This window comes from Candidatus Latescibacterota bacterium, assembly GCA_020633725.1.
GTDB lineage: Bacteria > Krumholzibacteriota > Krumholzibacteriia > JACNKJ01 > JACNKJ01 > VGXI01.
In genome coordinates this window covers 281,715-304,926 of record JACKDC010000005.1, presented here as the reverse complement: position 1 = coordinate 304,926, position 23,212 = coordinate 281,715, and the positions used below count along the sequence as shown (strand labels likewise).

Genomic DNA, 23,212 nt, shown 5'->3' with positions numbered 1-23,212 from the left:
CCCCCGCCGCGCTCAGTCGTCCGGCGTTCGCGCGCCCGGGTCGGGCGCCGCCTCGAGGCAGCCCAGGTCCGCCGGCAGCGCCGAGGACACGAGCGCGTCGAAGCCTATCCGTCCGTCGAGAAGCTTTGCAACCCCGTTCTCCACCACACGCATACGATTGCCGTCGCCCCACAACGCAGCGCCCACGGCGGCGTCCACGGCGGCGCGCGCGCGGCGCGCGACGGCCTCGTGCCGCCGCAGGGCGAGCCGTCCCTCGCGCGCGAGGAACTCGCGGTGGGACTCGATGGCGTCCACCAGCGCCTCGACGCCGCGTGCGGCGTCGGTGGCCACGGTGCGCAGCACCGGCGGCAGCCAGCCCTCCCGCGGCCCGCGGCCCGACAGGGTCGCCTCCAGTTCGCCGGCGAGGCGCTCGGCGCCGTCGCGGTCGGCCTTGTTGACCACAAAGAGGTCGCCGATCTCCATGAGGCCGGCCTTCATGGTCTGGATGCCGTCGCCGCTCTCCGGCGTGAGCACCACCACCGTGCTGAAGCAGTTCTCCACGATGTCCAGCTCGCTCTGCCCCACGCCCACGGTCTCGATGAAGATGCGCGCGTGGCCGAAGGCGTCCAGCAGGTCGGCCACCGCCTCGGTGCGCGCGCTGAGCCCGCCCAGGCTGCCCCGGCTGCCGAGGCTGCGGATGAAGACGCCCGCGTCGCGCGAGGCCTCGTGCATGCGGATGCGGTCGCCGAGCAGCGCGCCCCCCGTGAAGGGGCTGCTGGGGTCCACGGCGAGCACGCCGAGACGCAGGCCGCGCGCGCCGTAGGCGCGCAGGAGGCCGTCGAGGAGGCTGCTCTTGCCGGCGCCGGGCGGGCCCGTCATGCCCACACGGTAACCTTGGCCGGCCCGCGCCAGCGCCCAGGCCTCGAGTTCGCGCGCGCCGGGGGCCTCGTCCTCGATGAGCGAGATCAGCCGCGCCAGCGCCCGCGGCCGGCCGGCCTCGAAGTCCCGCAGCAGCGCCTCGATGGCGGCGGTCACTGACCGTCCCCCTCGCTGGCGGCCTCGCGCGCCACGCCCGCCTGCGCGCCGGCCCGCAGCGGCAGTCGCAGGCTGAAGCGCGTGCCCAGGCCGGGGCTGCTCTCCACGCTGAGCTCGCCGCCGTGCTGGCGCACGATGCGCTGGGAGATGGCGAGGCCGAGGCCGGTGCCCGCGTCCTTGGTGGAGTAGAAGGCGCGGAAGATGCGCTTCTGCTGCTCGGCATCCATGCCGCAGCCGTTGTCGACCACGTGCAGCAGCAGCCAGCCCTCGTCGCGCTCGGTCTCGAGACGGATCTCCCCGCGCCCCTCGATGGCCTCGATCGCGTTCTGCACGAGGTTGAGGATCACCTGGCGGATGCGGCGCTCATCCAGCGTGGTGCGCGGAAGCGCGGGCTCGAGCTCGCTGGTGAGCCGGATGCCCGCCTCCGCCACGCGGTCGCGCAGCAGGCCCTCGATGTCGCGCGCCAGGTCGTTGAGGTCCACGGGGTGCACCTGCAGCTCCTCGCGCTGGGCGCTGTGCAGCAGGCGGCCCAGGGTCTCCTCGAGGCGCAGGGCCTCGTCGGCGATGACCTGCACGGTGCGCCGATCCACCTCGGCCAGGCTGGCGCTGCGCAGCAGGCGGCGGCTGAAGCCCCCGATGGCCGTGAGCGGGTTGCGGATCTCGTGCGCCACGGCGGCCGAGAGCTCGCCGCTGGCGGCCAGCTTCTCGGCGCGATTCACGCGCCGACGGATCTCCGCCAGCACCTCCGCGCTGGCCTGGCTGCGCGCCAGGGTCCGCTCCAGCGACTCCCGCAGCAGCAGGTTCTCGAGGATGCCCGTGGCGAAGCGCACCAGCACCTGGAGGACGTCCACGCGCTCCGGCGCCAGCACCACGCCGCTGTAGCGGTTGTCCACCAGCAGGAAGCCGAGGCTCCGCTCGGCGCGCACCAGCGGCAGCGTGACGAAGTGCTGCAGGTCGAGACGCTGCACCAGCATCCGGTCCGTCGGGTGCTCGAGCTCGTCGCCGTGCAGCTCCTGCAGCTCGTGCAGCGCGCGCGTGAAGCGGCTCGCCGGCTCGGGCACGGCGAAGGTCAGCTCGCGGATGCGCCGGGCCAGCGGCGCCTCCTCGGGCGCGCCGGCCAGGCCGCGGGTGACCAGCTCGCGCAGATCGAGCCAGGGCTCCTGCTCGGCCAGCTCCGCCCAGATGCGGCTGGCCTCGGCGTCGTCGCCGGGGCCGATGGCGCAGTGGCCGCCCACGCGGGCCTCCTCCGGATCCTTCCAGAAGAGCATCGCGCGGTTGAAGCCGAGGCCCTGTCCCGCCGTCACCACGGTGAGCAGCGCGAAGCAGACCTCGCGGATGGAGCCGAGGTTGGGGATGAGCTGGCTGAACTGCCCCAGGAGGCTGAGCTCGTCGAGCTGCGCGCCGGTGTGCTCGCTGCTCTCGTAGATGGCCAGCCGGCGCTGGAAGGACGCCGCGCGCCGCAGCGCGCGCTCGAGGAAGAGGTCCAGGTTGCGGTCCACGGCGCGGCGGCCGCGTCCCCGCTCGCGCAGCCGGCGGAAGTACTGGCAGCTCAGCGCCTCCACCGGACCCAGCAGCCCGCTGCGCCACTGCGCCACCTCGGCGGCGTCGACGCGCATGAGCACGGGGCTGCCCACGATGTGATCGCCATAGACGGGACAGCTGCGATCCCTGCAGCGAAACAGCTCCCAGCAGACCTGGCGATTGGCGACCATGGCCCTCCCGCGCGCACTCTAGCACAGGGTCCCCGGCCGGTCCACCGCGCCCGCGGGAGCGCGGGCGGGGCGGAGTGCCCGCCCCGCCCGGCCCGTCAGCCGCCGTAGTGCGACTTGACCCGTCCCCAGTTGGCGTCGCCGGCCGGCGTGTGCTCGCAGACGTTCGCGGTCCCGAAGCTCGGCAGGCAGCCCGTCGACCCCGGGATCTGGTTCCCGTGGTAGATGTTCAGGCCGTCGTAGAGGATCCAGTCCTCGCCGGCGTTGGGGAAGCGTCCGAGCGACCGGTCGTCGTCCATCTGGTAGCTGACGTAGGCGATCAGGTCCACCTGGGTGGTCTCGGCGCCGACGTCGTGGAAGAGGGCCACCTCGCCGCCCGAGTTGCTCAGGCTGAGACCGGCGCTCCCGTTTCCGGTGTCCATCTGCCAGGCCACGGCCATCGCGCCGGTCACCACGAAGGTCTCCCCCGACGCCAGGCTGCCGCTGAAGCGGTAGCGCACGGCGGGGTCGGTGCCCGCGTCCGAGAGCCAGTAGCCGTCCAGATCCACCGGGTCGGGACCGGCGTTGGCGATCTCCACCCACTCGTCGTTCTTGAAGTCGATGATGCCGTCGCCGGACCAGTCGCTCACCGGATCGGCCAGCACCTCGTTGATGACCACCTCGGCCACGCTGCCCACGGGCAGCATGAGAATCAGGAACAGTGGCGCCAGCAGGCTCGCCAGCCGCACCGCGCTGGAGTGGTGCACGCATGCCTCCTCGTCGAAGATGCGGGAGGAGGGGGCGCGGGGGTCATCGCAAGGGCTGTGCCCGGCTCTCAGCGGCGCCGGGCGAGGAGCAGCAGCACGCAGCCGGCGAGCAGGAGGACGTCGCGCGCGATCAGCCCCAGCGACACGCCGTGGCCGCCGCCGGCGCTGAAGCAGCCGCAGTGGATGTCCAGGCCGCGCGCCATCGCGGCGGCCAGCGCGACGATGAACATGACGTTCATCAGCCCCACCAGCAGCGCCCCGCCCCGGCGCAGCGGCGGCGCGAGCAGCGCGAGGCCGCCCAGCAGTTCGACCCAGGGCAGCAGCAGCGCGAAGGGGTGGAGCAGCGCCAGCGGCAGCATGCGGTAGTGGTAGACGGACTGCGCGAAGTCGCCGGGGTTGGCGATCTTGTCCAGGGAGGCGACAACGAAGGTGCCGCCCACGGCGAGCGCGACGAGCCAGGCGAACCAGGCCGGCAGCGTGATCCGGGCCGCGCTCACGGCGCCCCCTCCCCGGCCTCCACCTCGCCGCCGGCGGCGCGCCAGGCGGGGAAACCGCCGTCGAGCAGCGTCAGGTCGGCGTAGCCCCGCGCGGCGAGCTGGCCCGCCACCGCCGCCGTGGCCTGCAGGTCGTCGCCGCCGCCGTAGAGCAGGATGGGCTCGTCGGGCGTGAGGAAGTCGACGACGGCGCGCAGGTCGTCGTCGAAGCGGTCGGGACGCAGCGCGATGGCGCCGGGCACGTGGTCCACGTCCTCGAGCTCCACCGGCCGCGTGTCCACGAAGAGATGACTGCCGGCGGCGTAGAGGGCGAGGGCGTCTGCGGCGCCGAGCAGGGGCTGCTTGAGCTCGAACTCGTAGACCTCGCGGTCCGCCACGAGCGGCAGGCGCGGCGAGGCGCCGATCCAGGCCGCGGCCGCGGCCGCCAGGCTGAGCGCGACGACCACCGCCGCCTCGCCCAGCACCCGCCGCGTCCCGAAGCCCTCAGTGACGGCCATCGCTCCCCTAGCGCAGCATGTAGAGCACGTCCACCTGGAGCTCCGGCTCCTCGGGACGGTCGGTGTAGATGTGCAGGTGGCTCTTGAGCCGGCCCTGGCTGGCCACCGCGAGGGAGTCCTCCGCGGCGAGGGCGGTGCCGCTGATCCGCACGCGGGCGTCGCCGCCGCTGCCGTCGGCGAGCACCTCCGCGCTCAGGCCGGGCAGGTCGACGCTCGCGCCGGTCACCGTGAAGGCGAGCGCGGCGGCCTTGGGCTTGACCGCGATCTCCTTGCTGAGCTCCTGCCCCGGCTTCACGAAGCGGAAGTTGACACGGCCCGGCGACGTGGTGAGGTCGCCCAGGATGGTGCCGGTCACGGTGAAGTCGAGGGTCGGCATGCGCGCGTCGCCGGTCTCCACGCGGAGGACCTGCCGGAAGGGGCCGGCGATGGCGTCGGGCTTGAGCCGCAGCTCGAGGACGGCCGTGTCGGCGCTGCCGCCCGGGGTGAGCGCGGCGCCGAAGCGGCGGGAGGCGTCGCCGTCGTCTTCGAGGGTGGCGGAGAGGGTGGGCTTGCCGTCGGCCTTGAGCGTCGCCGTGAGCGACGGGCTCTCGCCGCGGTTCACCGTGCCGAAGTCGAGGTTGCGGTCGCTCGGCTCCACCAGGATCGGCGCGGCCACGAAGGCCTTGAGCGGCAGTTCCACGAGCGACTGGTTCGGATCGTTGCTGTTGATCTCGATGATCTTGTTGTTCTCGCCGGAGAGGTCGCGGCTGTGGAAGGTCACGTCCAGCACGGTGCTGCCGCCCGGCGGCACGCTCGTGTCCCGCGTCGACACCTCCGTGCAGGAGCAGGAGGTGTAGACGCCGCTGAGCTCCAGCGGCGCGTCGCCCGTGTTCTGGATGGTGACCTCGCGCTTGAAGACCTGCTGCTGCGCGACGCGGCCGAAGTCCACGCTGGTGGCCGACAGGCGCATGCGCGGCGCGGCCGTCGCCAGCGCGGGCACGGCGAGCAGGAGGGTCAGGGTCAGGGCCGAAGCGGCGCGCCATAGGCGTCCGCGCGGGGGTGTAGCGAGCATGCTGTTCCTTTCCACTGCGATCAGACCTCGACGGCCCACTCGCCGCCGCGCATCACCGCTTCCACCCCACCGTCGGCGAGCACGCCGTCCACGTCCATCTGGCCGGAGCCGATCATGAAGTCCACATGGGCAAGGCTGTCATTGCCGCCAGCGGCGCGGAAGGCCGCGTCGTCCATGTCCACCCCGCCCGTCAGGCAGACGCGATAGGCGCGCCCGACGGCCAGGTGGCTGGCGGCGTTCTCGTCGTAGAGCGTCGTGTAGTAGAGGCGTCCCGCCTGCGCGATGGGCGAGCTCTGCGGCACCAGGGCCACCTCGCCGAGCCGGCGCGCGCCCTCGTCGGTGTCCAGCAGGCTCGTGAGGGCGGCCTCGCCCTTGTCGGCGTGGGCCTCCACCACCCGCCCGCCCTCGAAGCGCAGGCGGATGCCCTCGATCAGGCTGCCGGCGTAGGCCAGCGGCATGCTCGCGGCGACGGTGCCCTGGGCGCGCTCGCGGTGCGGCAGCGAGAAGACCTCTTCGGTGGGCATGTTGGCGACGAAGGCGTGGCCCCCGCGGTCGTGGCTGACGCCGCCCATCCAGCAGTGGCCCTCGGGCAATCCCAGCTCCAGGTCGGTGCCGGGGCCGCGATAGCGCAGCGCGCGGTACTGCTTCCCGTCCAGGTGGCTGCGGCGGCGCTTGAGCGCCGCGGTGTGCTCGCGCCAGGCCGCGACGGGATCGTCCCGGTCGGCGCGGCAGATGCGGAAGATCTCCTCCCAGAGGGCGTCCATCGCCGCCTCCGGCGCCAGCTCGGGGAAGACGCGCCTCGCCCAGGGCAGCACGGGGGCGGCCACGATGCTCCAGTTGACCTCCTTGGCGCTGATCCGCCGCGAGAAGGGCTCGCTGTAGCGCTGCAGGTTCTTCTGCACCCTGGCGATGTGCCCGCCGTTCTGCCCGGCCAGCAGGTCCGGGTTGCTGCCGTGGACGCGCAGGATCGCGTCGCCGCGCTCGGACGCCTTGATCAGGGCGTCCGCCGACCAGGTGGAGATCTCGTCGAAGGACGCCTCCGGCGCATGCTGGAAGCGGCTCAGGGTGTTCGCCTCGTCGTCGAAGAGCACGTCCACCAGAAGCGCGCCCGCGCGGTAGGCGGCCACGGTGATCCGGCGGGCCAGATCGGCGCACTCCACCGGCGCGCGCAGCAGCAGACGCTGTCCGGGGGCGAGGCCCACCCCCACCTCCACGGCCAGTCGGGCGTAGTTGTCCAGCTTGCGTTCGAAATCGGGGCTCATGCCTCATCCTCGCTCATGGGGTTGTCGGACGCGGGCGTGATCGAACCGGGGCCAGCCGGCATGGGCGGGGGTGCGGCGCTCTGCAACACTCCCCCGCCGTCCGGGTTCCCGCTAGCCGACCTGGGTGGAGTCCTTGGGCACCGGGGCCGCCCAGCTGTTGCAGTAGCCGGTCGGGGCGACGGGACCCTTGACCAGCGTGCAGGAGCCGCAGTGCTGTCCCGCCGGCGGCGGCGTGTAGAAGTTGCAGTTGGCGCAGTGCTTGGCCTCGATCAGGGACGGGTTCCGGTAGCCGTAGGTCACGCGCGTCTGCTTGTCGGCCGCGCTGAGCCCGCTGAGGTCGTCGCAGGCGCTCTCGGAGCCCCCGCCGCCGCAGCCGGCGCCCCCCACCGCCACCGCGCCGAGTCCCAGCGCCGCGAGCAGGCCCGCCTGCTTGAGGAAGGCCCGCCGGTCGAGATCGTGATCCATCATGCTCGTCTCCTTTCAGGTCCGGTGCCGACACCGTGTCGATGCGAGGCGTGGGCCGCCTCTGCGGCGCTCGCCTCGAACCGGACCCTTGGTTCTAGCGTCTTTGGACGGCCGTGTAAACCACGGTCAATCCCGTCGTCCCAGCCGGTCCAGCCGCAGCCGCTCGCGCTCGTCGAAGAGGCGCCGGGCGCCCAGCTGGACGGCCGCCACGCCTCCGAAGCCCGAGCCCGCGGCGATGAGAAACATGATCAGTATCTGGTACATCACCGCCTGGGACGGATCCGCACCCGCCAGGATCTGCCCGGTCATCATGCCCGGCAGGCTCACGATCCCGGCGCTGGCCAGGGAGTTCAGCACGGGCACCATGCCCGCGCGCACGCTCTCCCGGCGCAGCGGCGCCGACGCCTCGCGCCAGTCCTGGCCGAGCAGGAGCGCCGCCTCGATCTGCCGCCGCCGCTGCTCCGCGCCGCTGCCCAGCCGCTCCAGGGCCAGGCCCACGCCGTTCATCGTGTTGCCCAGGATCATCCCCAGCAGCGGCAGCGCGTAGCGGGGATGGTACCAGGGGTCCGGGCGCAGCAGGGCCAGCAGCGCGAACAGGGTCACCGCGAAGCCCGAGATGAACATCGCCGACAGGCCCAGCGTGTAACCCCAGGGGCCGAGGAAGGGACGGCTCTGGCGCGCGCGCACCTCGCGGCCGGCCACGGTGAGCATGACGGCGGCCGCCAGGCCGATGAGCCACGGCGAGCGCGAGGCGAAGAGCGCCTTGAGCACCAGGCCCGCCAGCAGCAGCTGGAGCGTGGTGCGGGCGGCGCCCGTGGCGAGGGAGCGTCCCACGCCCAGACCCAGGCGCAGGGAGCTGAGGCCCAGGGCGAGCACCAGCAGGGACGCCAGGACCAGGTCCAGCGGATCGAGGGGCAGGGCGTTCACGGCGCGAGCCTCCCCGCCGCCAGGCGCAGCGTGACGTCCGCGAGACGGCGGCGCTGGGCGTCGTCGTGGCTGACCCAGAGCAGCGAGAGGCCGTCCGCCTCGCGGCGACGGGTGAGCAGGGCCTCCAGGCGCGCGGTGTTGTCGGCGTCGAGATTGGCGCTGGGCTCGTCGAGCAGCAGCAGCCGGGGCGAGAGCGGCAGCAGCCGCAGCAGCGCCAGTCGCTGGCTCTCCCCGCTGGACAGGCGCTCCGGCGCGCTGGCGCGGAGCGCGGGGTCCAGGCCGAGGGCGTCCAGGTCGGCATCGGTGAGTCCGGGGGGCAGCAGTTCGTCCACGCGCGTCCCCCACCACACGGGCTCGGCCGGCAGGTAGGCCACGCGTCGGCGCCACTGCGCGGGCGGCACGCTGGCCTGGGGCTCGCCGTCCAGCAGCACCTCGCCGTCGTGGGGATCCAGGTCGGCCAGCGCCCGCAGGAGCAGGGTCTTGCCCGCGCCCGACGGCCCGGTGACGAAGACGCAGGCGCCGCGCTCCACGCTGAAGCCGAGCGGCCCCAGGGCGGGGCGCTGGAGTTCGCGGACCTCGAGCAAGGGCATGGCAACCTCACTGCAGTCCGGGCGCCGGACCGAGGTCCGGGGCCCCCGTCGTCCCACCGCGCCCGCGCGACTCAGAACTCGGAGGCGATTTCCGCGTCGATCTTCCTGGCGGTGGCGCGGAGCGCCTCGGCGGGCGCGGCGGTGCCGCGCATCACGCGCTGGATGGCGCCCTCCTCCAGGTACTTGCGTCCGGCGAACCACGCGGCGTTGCGCGGCTCGCTGCGCGCGGTCTCGAGCTGGCCGTAGGCCGCCTCCAGGCCCGGCGTCGCCGCCAGGAGCTCCTGCATGGCCGGCTGCTCCATGCAGCTGCGGCGCAGGGGCGCGTAGCCGGTGGCGATGGACCAGCGCGTGGCGTTCGCGGTGTCGGTGAGGAAGCGGATGAACTCCCAGGCGCCGCGCTTCTGCGCGTCGGTGGCGCGCTTGAAGAGCACGAGGTTCGTCCCCTGGATCAGGGCGACGTCCCGCTTCTTCCCCGGCAGCGGCGCCACGCCCAGCTCGAAGTCCAGGATGCCGCGCAGGAAGGACAGCGAGACGCTCGAGCCCTCCATCATGCCCACCTTCCCCGCCTTGAACTCGTTCTGGTAGGCGTAGTCGAAGGTGGCGTAGCCCAGCGTGCGCTCGCCGAACATCGCGCGCATGAAGGTCATGGCCTCGACGCCCGGCGGCTCCGCGATGGTGCAGCGGCTGCCGTCGGCGGAGAAGAAGTCGCCGTCGTCCTGCAGCAGCAGGTTGCCGAAGACCGTCACCGACGCGCGCGCCGTGGAGCCCCAGCGGTCGTTGCGGCCGTCGCCGTCGAGGTCGGCGCTGATGCGCGCGCTGTAGTCGCGCCACTCGTCCCAGTTGCGGGGCGGGCGCTCGGGGTCGAGGCCGAGCTCGGCAAAGAGGTCGCGGTTGTAGAAGAGCGTGCGCACGCTCTTGTTGAAGGGGAAGGACCAGAGCTGGCCTTCGCCGTTCGCGTCCGGGTACCGGCACTCGTCGAGGAAGACCGGGCGGAAGTCGGCCCAGTCGGCCTCGCTGAGGCCGTCGACGCCCATCGCGCCGTCGGCGTAGGGCTGCAGGCATTCGATCACGCCGCCGGCCATCATCTCGGACGTCCACGCCTCGTAGGCCTGGCTGATCGTGGGCGGCTGCCCGGCGGCCACGGCGGCGATGATCTTCTGGCTCAGCGCCTGGTAGCGGCTCATGTTGTAGGCGCGCACGGGCATCTCGGGATGCAGCGCGTTGTAGGCGTCGACGATCTCGAGCAGCTGCGGCTCCCAGCGGCCCATGGCGTGCCAGAAGGTGATGACGTTCTCGTCGCCGCCGCGGGCGCAGTCGCCCAGCGCCAGGGGCAGCAGGGCCAGGAGCAGCCAGGCGCGTCGCACGCTCACTCCTTCAGGCCGCTGGAGGCCAGGGACGCGATGATCTGCTTCTGGGCGAAGAAGTAGAGCACCAGCAGCGGCAGCACGCTGAGCGTGGTGGCCGCCATCATCAGGCCGTACTCGGTGCCCTCCTCCTGGCTGAAGGCCGCCAGGCCGATCTGGATGGGACGCATCGCCGGGCTGTGCGTCATGACCAGGGGCCAGAGGAAGGAGTTCCACGAGCCGATGATCGTGAAGAGCACGATCGTCACCAGGATCGCCTTGGACAGCGGCATGACGATCCGCCACAGGATCGAGAAGCGCGTGGCGCCGTCGATGGTGGCGGCGTCGAAGAGGTCCTGGGGGATGGTCTTGAAGTGCTGGCGGAGCAGGAAGATCGAAAAGACCTTCACCGTCCACGGCACGATCAGCGCGTAGTAGGTGTCGAGCCAGCCCAGCCGCGCGATGATGATGAAGCTCGGCACCAGGTAGACCGGCTCGGGCACCATCATCATGCTGAGGAAGAGCAGGAAGAGCGCGTCACGGCCCTTGAAGCGCATGCGCGCGAAGGCGTAGGCGGCCAGCGCGCTCGTCACCACCACGCCCAGCACGCAGGTCAGCGCCACGTAGACGGTGTTGAAGAAGTAGCGGCCGAAGGGCGCGCTCTGCCAGGCCTCCACGTAGTTGGCCACGAGCTTGCCGAGGCTGCGCGTCTCGCCCTCGGAGCTGCTGCCGGGCTCGCCGTAGCCGGGGCTGAAGACCTCGGGCAGGAAGCGGTGCGGCTCGCGCGTGATCTCCAGGGTACTGCGGAAGGACGTGGAAACCATCCACAGGAAGGGCATCACCATGCTAAGCCCCGCGAGGATGAGCAGCAGGTGGAGCCCGCCGCGGCCGAGCCAGTGCATGCGTCCGGCGCCGGCCATCAGTAGTGCACCCTGCGTTCGGCCAGGCGCCGCTGCACCATCGTCAGGCCCAGGATGATCAGGAAGAGCACCAGCGCCACCGCGCTGGCGCGGCCCAGGCTGGCCGGCGGCGTGAAGCCCTTGTCGAAGAGGTAGTAGACGAGGACCTTCGTGCTGTCCTCGGGCCCGCCGGGCGGGGAGGTCATGAGGTAGACGAGGCTGAAGGTCTGGAAGCTCACGATGGTGCTCATGATGAACACGTAGAAGGTCGTCGGGCTGAGGATCGGCCAGGTGACGTGGCGGAAGAGCTGCCAGTTGCCGGCGCCGTCGATGCGCGCGGCCTCGTACTGCTGCTGGGGGATGTTCTGCAGTCCCGCCAGGAAGATGACGATGTTGTAGCCGAGCCCCTTCCAGGTGTTCACCATCGCCAGGCTGACCAGCGCCAGGCTCGGTCCGCCCGCCCAGCCGGGCAGCCAGCGCCCGCCGGGATCCAGCATCAGCTGGAAGACGCCCCGGCTCTCGGCCAGCCAGCCCGGCCGCCCCAGGTGCAGCCGCTCCATGAAGAAGTTCAGGATGCCCAGCTCGGGCTCCAGGATCCACTTCCAGATCACGGCCACCGCGACCATGCTCGTCACCACCGGCATGAAGTAGATCGTCCGGTACAGGCCGAGCGCCTTGATCTTGCGGTTGAGCAGCAGGGCGAAGAAGAGCGACACGAAGATCGCCGGCGGCACGGTCCCCAGCACGAACCAGAGCGTGGTGCCGAGGGAGTGCCAGAAGGTGGGGTCCTGGAAGAGCTTCACGTAGTGGCCGACGCCGACGAAGCCCACCAGCGCGCCCATCTTGATCTCGTAGAAGCTGAAGGTGAAGGCGGCGAGGATCGGCACCAGGCGGAAGATCAGCACGATGGCCGCGGCCGGCAGGATGTAGAGCAGCGCGCCGGCGGCGTCGCGGCGGTGCCGGCGGCGCAGCCTGCGCGCGATGTCCTGTTCGAGGGCGGGGGCGGGGTCGTGGCTGTGCATTTCGCGCGCACTCTACGGGGCGGCCCGAGTGCTGTCAACAGGCCCGCCGGCGCGCGCCTTCCCCCTTGACTTCGCGGCGCGCCGACGGAAACATGACCGGACCCTCAGTCAGGCGCCGGCCGCCGCGACGCGGCCGACGCGAAGGAGCAGCCGTTGGTCCTGCTGGTCATCGTCCTCAGCGACTCGGCGCTGCTCGAGGAGGTGCTCGAAGCCTTCCTCGAGATCGGCGTCCAGGGCGCCACCGTGCTGGGCGCGCAGGGCATGGGCGAGATCCTGTCCCAGGAGGTGCCCATCTTCGCCGGGCTGCGCCAGCTCTTCCCGGGCGGCGAGGGCAAACACCGCCTGATCCTGTCGGTGACGGACCGGGCGAAGGCGGCCGAGGCCGTCGGGCTGCTGGAGTCCATCGGCGGTCCGCTGGCGGACAAGGGCTCCGGCATCGCCTTCACGCTTCCCGTCGACTCCCTCTGGGGCCTCGCCGAGGAGCTCTGATGTTGCGGATTCCGGAACCCCGGCCGGACCCGCCGGCCCCCGGAAACCCACGCGCCCAGGGCCCCAGCCGACTTCAGGCAAGCCCAATTTCATGCCGGATTCCGGGTTGACCGCTTTTTGGCCTTCGCGGTATAATCCTCCTTGTCTGTCGCCCCATGCGCTTCATCCTGCTCATGGGTGATGTGGGCCGAACGGGCCCCACATCATGGATGCAACCCCTGCTGACCGGTTGCGCCCTACGGGAAGAAAGACACGTCGCGTGACACCTTACCGGGGGCCTAGTCTACCTTTTAGGAGGTTTCGAATGGCCATGAGGAATATCATCTCTCTTGCTCTGGCAGCCGTGTGCGTTCTGGGCCTGGCAGTGGGGGCAAGCGCAGGTATCCCGGATACCAACAACTCCTTCGCGTCCGCCGACAACTGCGGCCGCTTCACCATCGCCCCCGGCGGCGGTGACACCCTCGGCGCCGAGGGCTACACGATCCACGTGACCGTGCTGGACATCAACGGCGATCCCGTGATCACGCTCGCGGCGACCGATCTGTGGCTGGACCGTCCTGGTGACATGGTGAAGTGCGCCGGTGGCAGCCAGGCTGACACGGCCGTCGACGGCCTGGGCCAGACCCAGTTCAGCGGCACGATCTACGGCGGTCTGACGGGCGATGGCGGCGACGGCATCAACTGCGACACCGCCGCGGTCTACGTCTACGCGCTGGGCATCGTCCTGAACATGGGCAACCCCGTCTGCGTGAACTATGACAGCACGGATCTGAACGGCGACCTGGCCGTCACCGTGGGCGACTTCGGCAAGTTTGCCGCGGACTTCAACTGCACCGCGGGCTGCGATCCTTGCCACGACTACAACGAGGACGGCTCCACGTCCGTCGCGGACTTCGGCATTTTCGGCGGCTACTTCAACAATAGCGTCTGCCCCTAGGCCGAAGCGCCAGCAAAGCGTGCTTGGGCGAGACCGGGCATCCTGATCGATGCCCATGCAGCAGGATTCGCGGGAGGCTTCGGCCTCCCGCTTTTCGTTGGACACAGCGCGCCCTTGCCCCGAGGCGCGCCACGCTCTAGTCTCCTCCCCCATGCCGCTCAGGACAGAACGCGCCGACGGCCACGCCGTCCTCACCCTCGCCGCGCCGCCCCGCAACCTGCTGGACGAGCCGCTGCTCCACGCCCTCCTCGCGGCCCTCGACGCCCTGCGCGCCGACGGCGCCCCCCCGCTGCTCCTGCGCGCGGAGGGCCGCCACTTCAGCACGGGCTATCCGGTGGACGCGATCCCCGAGGACATCTTCCACGCCGACCCGGCCCGCCGCGCGGCCGTGCCCTTCGAGCGCGTGATGGCCGGCCTCTGGGACTATCCCGCCCCCGTCATCGCGGCGGTGGCCGGCGACGCCTACGGCGGCGCGGTGGAGCTGCTCTGCTGCGCGGACCTGCGCGTGGGCGCGCGGGACCTGCGGCTGGCCGTGCCCTCGGCGCGCCTGGGCCTGGTCTACAGCCCGACGGGCATGCGCCGCTTCCAGTCCGCCTTCGGCGCGCCGCTCACCCGGGAGCTGCTGCTGCTCGGCGAGCCGATCGGCGCGCGCCGCGCGGCCCGCGCCGGCTTCTTCTGCCGCCTCGTGCCCGCGGAGCAGGTGGACCAGGCCGCCGCCACGCTGATGGCGAGCGCCCTCGCCGCCGCGCCCGCCGCCCTGCGCGGCACGCGACAGACCCTCCGCCGCCTCGAGGGGGCAGAGCCACTTGACAGCGTCGTTCTCGCTGAGATCGCCGCCTGGCGGCACGCGGCCTGGCGGAGCGAGGACTTCAAGGAGGCGCAGCGGGCGTTTCTCGAGAAGCGCCGGCCGCGCTGGCGGACGGACTAGTCTCCGTCCGCGCCGGCGTCCAGGCGCTCGCGGACGAGCCGGCTCGCCAGCCGCGGATCCGCCTTGCCCTTGCTGTCGGCCATGAGCTGACCCACGAACCAGCCGAAGAGCTTCGACTCGCCCGCGCGATAGCGGGCGAGCTCGGACGGGTTCGCCGCCACGATGGCCGCCACGCGGGCGGCCAGGGCGTCCTCGTCGCTCACGAGGCCCAGGTCCAGACGCCGGATCCAGGCGGCCGCGTCGCCGCCCTCGTCCACCATGCGGGCGAAGACGGTCTTCGCCGCCGAGTTGCTCAGCTCGCCCGCCTCGACCCGCTTCAGCAGGTCCGCCAGGCCGGCCGGGGGCACGGGGAAGTCCGCCGGCGCGAGGCCGCGCTCGTTGGCGTGGCGCAGCAGCTCGCCCGAGACCCAGGACGTCGCCGCGGCCAGCGGCGCGCCCGCGCCCAGCACGGCCTCGAAGGTGTCGGCGAGGGCGGGATCGGCGGTGAGCACGCCGGCGTCGTAGGGCGTGAGCCCCAGGGCGACGAAACGCGCCGCGCGCGCCGCGGGCAGCTCGGGCAGAGAGGCGCGCACGGCGTCCAGCCAGGCCGGGTCGACGCGCACGGGCGGCAGGTCGGGATCGGGGACGTAGCGGTAGTCCTCGGCGTCCTCCTTGCCCCGCATGGGCCGCGCCTCGCGCGCCGCGGCGTCCCAGAGCAGGGTCTCCGGGCGCACGCGCTCGCCGGCCTCCAGCAGCGCGGCCTGGCGCTCCGCCTCGAAGCGCAGCGCGGCCTCCACGCCACGGAAGGAGTTGAGGTTCTTCAGCTCGGTCTTCACGCCGAGCGCCGTGCTCCCCGGCCGGCGCAGCGACAGGTTCGCGTCGCAGCGCAGCGACCCCTCCTCCATGTTGCCGTCGCAGACGCCGAGGTAGACGAGCAGCTGCCGCAGCGCGCGCAGCGTGGCATGGGCCTCGGCCGGACTGCGCAGATCGGGCTCGGTGACGATCTCCGCCAGCGGCACGCCGCAGCGGTTCAGGTCCACCCGCGTGCCCCCCGCGCCGTGCACGCTCTTGCCCGCGTCCTCCTCCAGGTGGATGCGCTTCAGGCGCACGCGCCGTCCGTCCACCGTCAGCGCGCCCTCCTCGCAGAGCGGCCGCGCGTACTGCGAGATCTGATAGCCCTTGGGCAGGTCAGGGTAGAAGTAGTGCTTGCGCGCCATCACGCTCACGGGCGCGATGCGGCAACCCGTGGCGAGGCCGACGCGCAGCGTCAGCTCCACCGCCTGCCGATTGAGGACGGGCAGCGCGCCGGGCAGGCCGAGGCAGACCGGGCAGCAGCGGCTGTTGGGCGCGCCGCCCACGGCCGCCGCGCAGCCGCAGAAGGCCTTGGTGGCCGTGAGGAGCTGGGCGTGCACCTCGAGGCCGATGACCGTCTCCCAGGCGCCCGTCACGACGTCTCCCCCAGCGCCCGGTCCACCGCGTCGCGGCGCAGGGCCGCGAAGGGGAAGCAGCGCTCGAGCGCGGCGGCCACGCGGATGAGCATGGGCTCGTCCAGCGCGCGGGTGACGACCTGCATCCCCAGCGGCAGCCCCCCCGCCAGGGCGGTGGGGACGCTCGCCGCGGGCAGTCCCGCCAGGCTGGCGGGCAGCGTGAAGAGATCGGAGAGGTACATGTCCAGCGGGTCGTCGAGCTTCTCGCCCAGGCGGAAGGCCGGCGTGGGCGCGGTGGGCAGCAGGATGGCGTCGCAGGCGGCGAAGGCCGCCGCGAATTCCTCGGCCAGGCGCGCGCGCCAGCGCTGGGCGCGCAGGTAGTAGTCCTCGTAGTAGCCGCTCGCCAGCGCGAAGGTGCCCAGCAGGATGCGCCGCTTCACCTCGGCGCCGAAGCCTCGGCCGCGACTTCGGGTGAGCATGGTCTCCAGGTCGTCCGCGGCGGCGCGGCGGCCGTAGCGGATGCCGTCGAAGCGGGCGAGGTTGCTGCTCGCCTCGGCGTTCGCCACCAGCGCGTAGATGGCCACGGCCTGCCCGAGACTGGGCAGTTCGACGCGCACGCGCCGCGCGCCCTCCCGCTCCAGCGCGGCGGCGGCGTCCAGCCAGGCCGCGCGGACGGTCGCGTCCATGGGCAGCGCGTCCAGGCCGTCCGGCAGGCCGAGGCGCAGGCCCGCCACGCCGCGCTCCGTCTCGGGCAGGAGCGACGGCACGGGCGCGCGCAGGGTCGTGGCGTCCGCGGGGTCGTGGCCCATGATCAGCTCGAGGACCCGGGCGGCGTCCTCCACGTTTTTCGTCAGGGGGCCGATCTGGTCGAGGCTGCTGGCGAAGGCCACCAGGCCATGGCGGCTCACCCGGCCGTAGCTCGGCTTGACGCCCACGACGCCGCAGAAGGCCGCGGGCTGGCGGATGCTCCCGCCCGTGTCGCTGCCCAGGGCGAAGGGCGCGAGATCGGCGGCCACCGCCGCCGCCGCTCCCCCGCTGGAGCCGCCGGGGGAGCGCTCCAGGTCCCAGGGATTGCGGGTCGGTCCCGCCGCCGAGTGCTCGCAGGAGGAGCCCATGGCGAACTCGTCCATGTTGGTCTTGCCCAGGTAGCGGCCGCCGGCGGCGACGAGCTGGGCCGCGGCCGTGGCGTCGTAGGGCGAGACGTAGCCCTCGAGGAGGCGGGACGCGCAGGTGGTCGGCGTCCCCGCGAGGTTCATGTTGTCTTTGAGGGCGAAGGGCAATCCCCCGAGCACCGCGTCGGTTGGAAGGGGCGCCGCGGTGTCCGCCGGCCGGTGCAGGTAGCAGTGGAGCTGCGGGTCCAGTCGCGCGATGCGCTCCGTCTGGGCCAGCCAGAACTCGTCGACGCTGAAGGCGCCGGCGTCCAGGGCGCGGCGGGCGTCCCGCAGTCCGAGGCGAGGGATCACGGCTTGCCCTCGATCTCGAGCACGGGCGGGACGAGGAAGTGGCCCTCCTCCACGGCCGGCGCCAGGGCGAGCGGCGTGGCGGCGTCGAGCGAGGGACGGACCGCGTCGTCGCGGAGCGCGCCGTCGAGCGTCGCTCCCGGGAGCTCCGCGTCCAGCGCCGCGAGGCGCTCGGCGTAGTCCAGGACGCGGGAGAGGTCGTCCATCATGGCCGCGCGCTCGTCCTCGGCCAGCTCGAGGCGCGACAGGCGCTCCAGGTGCAGCAGCAGCGCGCGGTCGATCTTCACGAGCGCCTCCCGCGCTAGAGGGGACGCAGGCCCGCGACCCGGGCCAGCAGCTTGCGGGCGCCCTTCTCGTCGAACATGACGATCACGCGCAGCTCGTCGCCCTTGCCCTCGAGCTTGTGCACGGTGCCGGGCCCCAGGCTGGCGTGGCGCACGCGCATCCCGACGCGCAGGGCGGCCTCGCCGTCGTCCTGGGTGAACTCGTCGGCGAAGTCGTCCGCTGCGCCGGCCTGCCCGGGGTCCTGCGAGAAGTGCCCGCCGAAGTCGTGGCCCGAGCCGCCGAAGGACGGCGCGCGATGCGCGTCGCGACGCGGCGCGGCGGCGGCCCGCCCCGCCTGCCAGCGCTGGCCGCCGCGGCTCTCGCCGCCGCGGCGCTGGCCACCCCAGCCCCCGTAGCTCGAGCTGCCCGCGCCCGACAGCAGCTCCTCGCCTTCGCGCTCCACCCACTGCTCGGGCAGCTCGTCGAGGAAGCGGCTGGGCATGCAAGGCAGGGTGTCGCCGAAGCGCCGGCGGTTCATGGCGTGCAGGATCCACAGCCGCGCGCGCGCGCGCGTCACGCCCACGTAGAAGAGCCGCCGCTCCTCCTCCACCTCGCCCTCGTCGTCGCTGCCCGTGCTCAGCGCGTGGGGCAGCAGCTGCTCCTCGACGCCGGTGAGGAAGACCGTGTCGAACTCCAGGCCCTTGGCGTTGTGCAGCGTCATCAGGGTGACGGTCTCGCCCCCCTCCCCCAGGCCGTCGATGTCGGCCACCAGGGCCACCTCGGCGAGGAAGTCCGCCAGCGAACCCGGCGTGGGCGCGCCGGCCACGGGGGCGTCGGGGGCCTCCGGCGCGACCGCCGCCGGCGTGGCCGCCAGCCGCGCCTCGAAGAAGGCCTGCGCCGCGCTCACGAGCTCCTCCACGTTCTCGCGTCGCGTCTCCCCCTGCAGCGGATCGCTGTCGGTGAGGTAGTCCATGTAGGGGACGCGCTCGAGCAGGCGCTCGATCACCTCGGGCGCGGCGTCGCTGTCGGGACGCGCGCTCAGCTCGAGGAGGAGCCGTCCGAACTCGCGCAGGCGCCGGCCGCCGGCGTCGGGCAGCGTGTCCAGACGCTCGGGGAAGGCCGTGATCAGCAGACCCGGGGCGATGCCCTCGCGCCGCGCCAGCTCGATCAGCCGCGCCTGGGTGGTCTTGCCGATGCCCCGCGGCGGCGTGTTGACGATGCGCTCCAGGCTCACCGTGTCGGCCGGGTTCAGCACCAGCTTGAGATAGGCCAGCAGATCGCGGATCTCCTTGCGGTCGTAGAAGCGCGTCCCGCCGACGATCTGGTAGGGCAGGCGCTGGCGGCTCATGGCCGCTTCGAGCGCCCGACTCTGGGCGTGCGTGCGGTAGAGCACCGCGAACTCCCCCAGCGGCGTGCCCATCGCCGACTGGCTGCGGATGCGGCGCGCGACCAGGTCCGCCTCGGCGTCCTCGTCGCTCACGGTCAGCACGCGCACCGGCTGGCCCTCGGCCTGCTCGGTCCAGAGCGCCTTGCCCTTGCGCTGACGGTTGTTGGCGATGACCGCGTTGGCCACCTCGAGGATCGGCTGGGTGGAGCGATAGTTCTGCTCCAGGCGGATCACCGCGGCGCCGGGGAAGTGCCGCTCGAAGTCGAGGATGTGCTTGAGGTCGGCGCCGCGCCAGCCGTAGATGGACTGGTCGTCGTCGCCCACCACGAAGAGGTTGCCGCTCGCGGCGGCCAGGTGCTCGATGAAGCGCATCTGCAGGGCGTTGGTGTCCTGGAACTCGTCGACGAGCACGTAGTCGAAGCGCCGCGACCAGCGCTCCCGCGCCTCGGCGTTCTCGGCGAAGAGGCGCACCGGCAGCGCGATGAGGTCGGTGAAGTCCAGCGCCTGCGCCCGCGCGAGCCCCTGCTGATAGGCGACGTAGATCCGCGCCGCCTGCCCGTCGCGGTAGCCCTCGGCCAGTTCCGTCGCCTCGTCCGGGCCGAGCAGCTGGGTCTTGTAGCGCTCGATCGCCGCGCGCGCCGCCTGCGGCGTGAAGCTGCCCTCCGGCAGGGCCATCTCCTTCATCAGACGCTTGAGCAGGGAGAGCTGGTCGTCCGCATCGTAGATGCTGAAGTCCCGCGCGATGCCCATGGCCTCCCACTCGCGGCGCAGGATGCGCACGCCCGTCGCGTGGAAGGTGCCGAGCCAGAGGCTGCGGGCCCCCTCGCCGAGGCTCGCCTCCAGGCGCCGGCGCATCTCGCCGGCCGCCTTGTTGGTGAAGGTGAAGCCGAGGATGCGCCAGGGCGGCGTGCCGGCGGCCACGAGGCGGCGGATGCGCTCGGTGAGGACGCGCGTCTTGCCGCTGCCCGCGCCGGCGATCACGAGGCAGGGCCCCTCACCGTGGGCCACGGCCTCCTGCTGCGGGGGGTTGAGCGTGAGGGAGGACACAGAAACTCCATGAGATGGGCAGGCGTTGGGTGCTTCGGCGAGAGGCTACCATACGGACCTCGCCCCGCTCGCGCAATCTTCTTCTGCCTCTGCTTCTGCCTCTGCTTCTGCTACGCAGCGGCGCGAAGGTTCCAGCCGAGCGCGTCTGAGGCGAGCGCAGCGAGCCGAAGTCAAGCGAGGTGGAACTCCTTCGCGCCGCCTCAGAATTGAGCCCCGATCGAGAAGTGCGTCCGCCGCGGCCCGAGCTCCTTGAGATCGGTGGGCCACGCGATGTCCCAGAGCAGCAGGAAGCCGCCGAGGTTGATGCGGAAGCCGTAGCCGATGTCGCTGCGCAGATCCTGCAGGCGCAGGCCGTCGCCCGACTTGAAGGCGCGGAAGTTGTCGCCGTTCCACGCGCCGCCGAAGTCCGCGAAGACGCTCCCGCCGATGCCGCCCCAGATCAGGGGCAACGGACCGCCGAGGTAGATGTAGCGGATGAACGGGAAGCGCCACTCGACGCTGCCCAGCGCGGTGCGCGTGCCGGCGAAGTCCAGGTAGTCGTAGCCGCGCAGATCGTAGGGGCCGCCCAGCGTGTAGACCACCGGGTCGACGCCCTCGCTGAAACGTCCGCTGAGGCGCAGCGCGAGGCTGTGGCCCCCCGGGCCGAGCATGTAGTGGCGCCAGTCGGCGTAGGCCAGCCAGCGCGCCACGGGTTCACCGCTGCCGAGATCGTGCGCGTAGGCGGCGCTCAGCGCCCAGCGGCTGCCCTTGACCGGACCGAGCGCGTCGAAGAGCGCGTTGTCGTAGACCAGCGACAGGCTCGGCTGCCCCAGGAGCCGCTTCTCGACCGCCGGGCGGTCCGGGTCGCTGATGGGGATCGGCCGTCCCCAGGGATCGAAGCCCTCGTAGTACTCGCGCCGGGCGTAGAGCAGGTTGAGGTCGTAGTCCAGGCGCATGAACAGGCTGAAGGGATAGCTCGCCGACAGGAAGCCGCCGCGGCGCCACTCCAGGGCGAGGCGGTCGCTGGGGAAGTACTCGCCGAAGCTGCCCACGCGCGTCTGGTAGTAGCTCAGGAACGAGTAGGCCCCCACGCTCCAGTTCAGGCGACGGGTGCGCCGCGTGTAGGCCGCCATGAGGTTCGAGTCGGAGATGTTGCCGAAGACGTCGAGCAGCAGCAGGATCTCCTGGTCGCCGAGCACGTCCTTGAAGGTGATGACGCTGCTTCCGTAGAGCCCGTAGAGGGTGTCGTAGGTGACCTGCCGGCCCATGGCGTCCACCAGGAAGCGCGTGCTGTAGGGCTCGCCGCGGCCGGTGAGGCTATCCGGCGCCGGGGCGGCGGCCGGCAGTGCGAAGCCCAGCTCGCTGGAGTCCGGCGGCGCGGCGAAGGGCGTGTAGAGCCGCTGCTCGGGGTTCGCGGCCAGGCCCGGCCGCTCGTCCTCGGGCGCGAGCAGGCCTGGCAGATCCTCGATGACGAAGACGTCGTAGCCGCCGCCGTCCAGCGAGGAGAAGGCGAGGCGCGTGTCGTCGTGGCTGAGGGACGGGCCCATCACGCCGCCGGCCGGCGCGTAGACCCGGCGCGGCGCGGAGTCGGGCGCGGCCTGGAACCAGAGGTCCTGGAGACCGGCCGCGGTGCTGGTGAAGAGCAGGCCGCCGCCGGCCAGCGGCAGCGGGCTGCGGTCGTCGCCCGCGGTGGCGGCCAGGGGCGTGGGCGCCGCGTCGGGGTCCACGGCGAGGCGCCAGAGGTCGTAGCCGTCGCCCACGTCGAAGACCTCGGGGTGCTCGCCGAACTCCGCCGGATCCAGGAAGACGGGCGGATGCTCGCCGTCCGCGGCGAAGAGGCCGGGGAAGAGCGCGTCGTGCCGCGCGTAGATCAGCGTCTCGGCGTCGAGCCACGCGGGGTCCTGCTCGTCGGCCAGGTCGTGGGTGAGCTGGCGCCAGGCGCCGCCGTCCAGGTCCAGCAGATAGAGATCGGTGACGCCCCCGGCCACGCCGCTCACCGCGATGCGCCTGCCGTCGGGCGACCAGGCCGGGCCGCGCATGCTGTCCAGCGACGGACGGTAGCGCGCGAGCTCCTTGCCGTCGTCCGCGCTCACGATCACCAGCGCGTCCGCGCCGCCGGAGAGCGCGGAGAACGCGAGGCGGGTGCCGTCGGGCGAGAAGGAGACGCCGGTGTCGAAGGGGTGCAGGCTCTCGAGCCGCGACGAGCGATGCCCGGTGACCAGGCGGCGCAGCACCTTGCCGTCGAGACTGGAGGCCAGGTAGAGGTTCACCTCGCCCTCGTTGTCGGCGAAGTAGGCCATGCGGCTGCCGTCGGGGCTGAAGCGCGGGTGCATGAAGAAGGCGCGACCCGCCTGCTCGTGGTCCAGCAGCCGGAAGGCGCGCTGGTCGGGACGTCCCCGCTCGGCCAGCCGCGGCCAGGTGCGCTCCTTGGTGTCGCGCAGGAACTCGCGGCTGAAGCGCTCGAGGTTCATCCCCGTGCTCTTCTGCAGCGCGCGGTCCAGGTTGCCCCGGCCGCTCATCTCCTTCAGCAGCTCGGGCAGGATCCCCTCGCCGAAGCGCCGGGTCAGGTAGGCCATGGCCGCCTGGCCTTCCTTGTAGACGAGGAAGCCGCCCACGTAGCCGTCGAGGGGCGCGAGGTAGTCGCTGGCCACCGCGTCCTCGAGATAGAGCTGCGCGCTGGCGTCCCAGCCCGTGGAGAGGTACTCGGCCATGCCCTCGATGAACCAGAGCGGGGGCATCATGAACTGCCCCACGCTGCGCAGCACGTGCTCGGGACCATGGCCGCCGAAGAGCATGTCGAGCATGAAGACGTGCACCAGCTCGTGCGCCACCACGTGCCGGAAGTCCGGCACCGAGCCGCTGTAGGGCAGCACGACGCGGCTGCGCGTGATGTCCGTGAAGCCGCCGGTGGACTCGCTGATCAGCTCCGGGCTGACGTTGGTCTGCTGGAAGGACGGATGCGAGCTGTAGAGCACCAGCGGGATGCGTCCCTGGGGCCGGTGGTCGAGCAGCGCCGCGAGCCGCGCGTAGGCCTGCTCCGCCAGCAGCGCCGTCTGGCTGGCCAGCACGGCCTCCTCGGGGTAGTAGTACAGGTCGAAGTGCGCGCTGTGGTAGACCTGCCAGTCGAAGGAGTCGTAGTGGACCTTGTTCTTGCCGAACAGATACGCGTCCGCGCTCAGCGGCGTCAGGGCGAGAACGACGAGCGCGAGCAGGCTCCAGCGCGCTAGGGGCCGCAGGGACCGGGGGCGGGTCATCGTCGCTTTCCTCCTCGGCGGCGAACGGCCGCCACCGCCCGA

General features: G+C 72.3%; 21 protein-coding genes. 3 read left to right on the top strand and 18 right to left on the bottom strand.

Translation table 11 applies throughout. The features are described 5' to 3' along the window. Positions 1 to 12: 12 nt before the first annotated feature. The 13 genes from meaB to H6693_12260 all read right to left on the bottom strand — a co-directional run bounded on the left by meaB (position 13) and on the right by H6693_12260 (position 12,019). Positions 13 to 1,014, bottom strand: a complete 1,002-nt coding sequence (gene meaB / locus H6693_12320) for a methylmalonyl Co-A mutase-associated GTPase MeaB (GenBank protein ID MCB9516967.1) — start codon at positions 1,012 to 1,014, stop codon at positions 13 to 15. Further along, entirely contained in the window at positions 1,011 to 2,726 is a 1,716-nt protein-coding gene (locus tag H6693_12315; protein ID MCB9516966.1) for a GHKL domain-containing protein, read from the bottom strand. The genes meaB and H6693_12315 overlap by 4 nt, the downstream gene beginning before the upstream one ends. Positions 2,727 to 2,821: 95 nt before the next feature. Continuing rightward, positions 2,822 to 3,469 carry a lamin tail domain-containing protein gene (locus tag H6693_12310; GenBank protein ID MCB9516965.1) on the bottom strand — a complete coding sequence of 216 codons (648 nt, stop codon included), beginning with the start codon at positions 3,467 to 3,469 and terminating at the stop codon, positions 2,822 to 2,824. A 68-nt stretch (positions 3,470 to 3,537) separates the two neighbouring features. Beyond that, positions 3,538 to 3,966 carry a DoxX family membrane protein gene (locus tag H6693_12305; protein ID MCB9516964.1) on the bottom strand — a complete coding sequence of 143 codons (429 nt, stop codon included), beginning with the start codon at positions 3,964 to 3,966 and terminating at the stop codon, positions 3,538 to 3,540. Then, positions 3,963 to 4,460: a rhodanese-like domain-containing protein gene (locus tag H6693_12300; protein MCB9516963.1), complete on the bottom strand. Its 498-nt coding sequence runs from the start codon at positions 4,458 to 4,460 to the stop codon at positions 3,963 to 3,965. Before H6693_12300 ends, H6693_12305 begins: the two co-directional genes overlap by 4 nt. A 7-nt stretch (positions 4,461 to 4,467) precedes the next feature. Beyond that, positions 4,468 to 5,511: a DUF1573 domain-containing protein gene (locus H6693_12295; protein ID MCB9516962.1), complete on the bottom strand. Its 1,044-nt coding sequence runs from the start codon at positions 5,509 to 5,511 to the stop codon at positions 4,468 to 4,470. A gap of 20 nt (positions 5,512 to 5,531) precedes the next feature. Then, positions 5,532 to 6,773, bottom strand: coding sequence for an aminopeptidase (locus H6693_12290; protein MCB9516961.1), 1,242 nt, complete (start codon positions 6,771 to 6,773; stop codon positions 5,532 to 5,534). Between the two features lie 111 nt (positions 6,774 to 6,884). Then, complete coding sequence (locus H6693_12285) at positions 6,885 to 7,241, bottom strand: high-potential iron-sulfur protein (protein MCB9516960.1); 357 nt, start codon at positions 7,239 to 7,241, stop codon at positions 6,885 to 6,887. A 123-nt stretch (positions 7,242 to 7,364) separates the two neighbouring features. Next, entirely contained in the window at positions 7,365 to 8,165 is an 801-nt protein-coding gene (fetB, locus tag H6693_12280; protein MCB9516959.1) for an iron export ABC transporter permease subunit FetB, read from the bottom strand. Beyond that, entirely contained in the window at positions 8,162 to 8,755 is a 594-nt protein-coding gene (locus H6693_12275) for an ATP-binding cassette domain-containing protein (protein ID MCB9516958.1), read from the bottom strand. The genes fetB and H6693_12275 overlap by 4 nt, the downstream gene beginning before the upstream one ends. Before the next feature lie 71 nt (positions 8,756 to 8,826). Further along, entirely contained in the window at positions 8,827 to 10,119 is a 1,293-nt protein-coding gene (locus H6693_12270) for an ABC transporter substrate-binding protein (GenBank protein MCB9516957.1), read from the bottom strand. A 2-nt stretch (positions 10,120 to 10,121) separates the two neighbouring features. Next, positions 10,122 to 11,000, bottom strand: coding sequence for a carbohydrate ABC transporter permease (locus H6693_12265; protein ID MCB9516956.1), 879 nt, complete (start codon positions 10,998 to 11,000; stop codon positions 10,122 to 10,124). A gap of 17 nt (positions 11,001 to 11,017) precedes the next feature. Then, positions 11,018 to 12,019 carry a sugar ABC transporter permease gene (locus H6693_12260; protein ID MCB9516955.1) on the bottom strand — a complete coding sequence of 334 codons (1,002 nt, stop codon included), beginning with the start codon at positions 12,017 to 12,019 and terminating at the stop codon, positions 11,018 to 11,020. 153 nt (positions 12,020 to 12,172) lie between these two features. Between H6693_12260 and H6693_12255 the strand changes: the two genes are divergently transcribed. The 3 genes from H6693_12255 (at position 12,173) to H6693_12245 (ending at position 14,373) form a co-directional block, all read left to right on the top strand. After that, positions 12,173 to 12,508 (top strand): hypothetical protein, encoded by a 336-nt coding sequence (locus H6693_12255; protein MCB9516954.1) that lies wholly within the window; start codon positions 12,173 to 12,175, stop codon positions 12,506 to 12,508. 343 nt (positions 12,509 to 12,851) lie between these two features. Then, positions 12,852 to 13,445: a hypothetical protein gene (locus tag H6693_12250; GenBank protein ID MCB9516953.1), complete on the top strand. Its 594-nt coding sequence runs from the start codon at positions 12,852 to 12,854 to the stop codon at positions 13,443 to 13,445. A gap of 151 nt (positions 13,446 to 13,596) precedes the next feature. Continuing rightward, positions 13,597 to 14,373 carry an enoyl-CoA hydratase/isomerase family protein gene (locus H6693_12245; protein ID MCB9516952.1) on the top strand — a complete coding sequence of 259 codons (777 nt, stop codon included), beginning with the start codon at positions 13,597 to 13,599 and terminating at the stop codon, positions 14,371 to 14,373. Here H6693_12245 and gatB read toward each other — a convergent pair. The 5 genes from gatB to H6693_12220 form a co-directional block, all read right to left on the bottom strand. Beyond that, positions 14,370 to 15,860, bottom strand: coding sequence for an Asp-tRNA(Asn)/Glu-tRNA(Gln) amidotransferase subunit GatB (gene gatB / locus H6693_12240; GenBank protein MCB9516951.1), 1,491 nt, complete (start codon positions 15,858 to 15,860; stop codon positions 14,370 to 14,372). The genes H6693_12245 and gatB overlap by 4 nt on opposite strands. Beyond that, positions 15,797 to 17,224: an Asp-tRNA(Asn)/Glu-tRNA(Gln) amidotransferase subunit GatA gene (gene gatA / locus H6693_12235; GenBank protein MCB9516950.1), complete on the bottom strand. Its 1,428-nt coding sequence runs from the start codon at positions 17,222 to 17,224 to the stop codon at positions 15,797 to 15,799. The genes gatB and gatA overlap by 64 nt, the downstream gene beginning before the upstream one ends. 14 nt (positions 17,225 to 17,238) lie before the next feature. Further along, entirely contained in the window at positions 17,239 to 17,526 is a 288-nt protein-coding gene (gatC, locus tag H6693_12230) for an Asp-tRNA(Asn)/Glu-tRNA(Gln) amidotransferase subunit GatC (protein MCB9516949.1), read from the bottom strand. A gap of 14 nt (positions 17,527 to 17,540) precedes the next feature. Continuing rightward, positions 17,541 to 19,937: a UvrD-helicase domain-containing protein gene (locus H6693_12225; GenBank protein MCB9516948.1), complete on the bottom strand. Its 2,397-nt coding sequence runs from the start codon at positions 19,935 to 19,937 to the stop codon at positions 17,541 to 17,543. A 200-nt stretch (positions 19,938 to 20,137) separates the two neighbouring features. Then, entirely contained in the window at positions 20,138 to 23,170 is a 3,033-nt protein-coding gene (locus H6693_12220; GenBank protein ID MCB9516947.1) for a PD40 domain-containing protein, read from the bottom strand. Between the last annotated feature and the right edge of the window lie 42 nt (positions 23,171 to 23,212).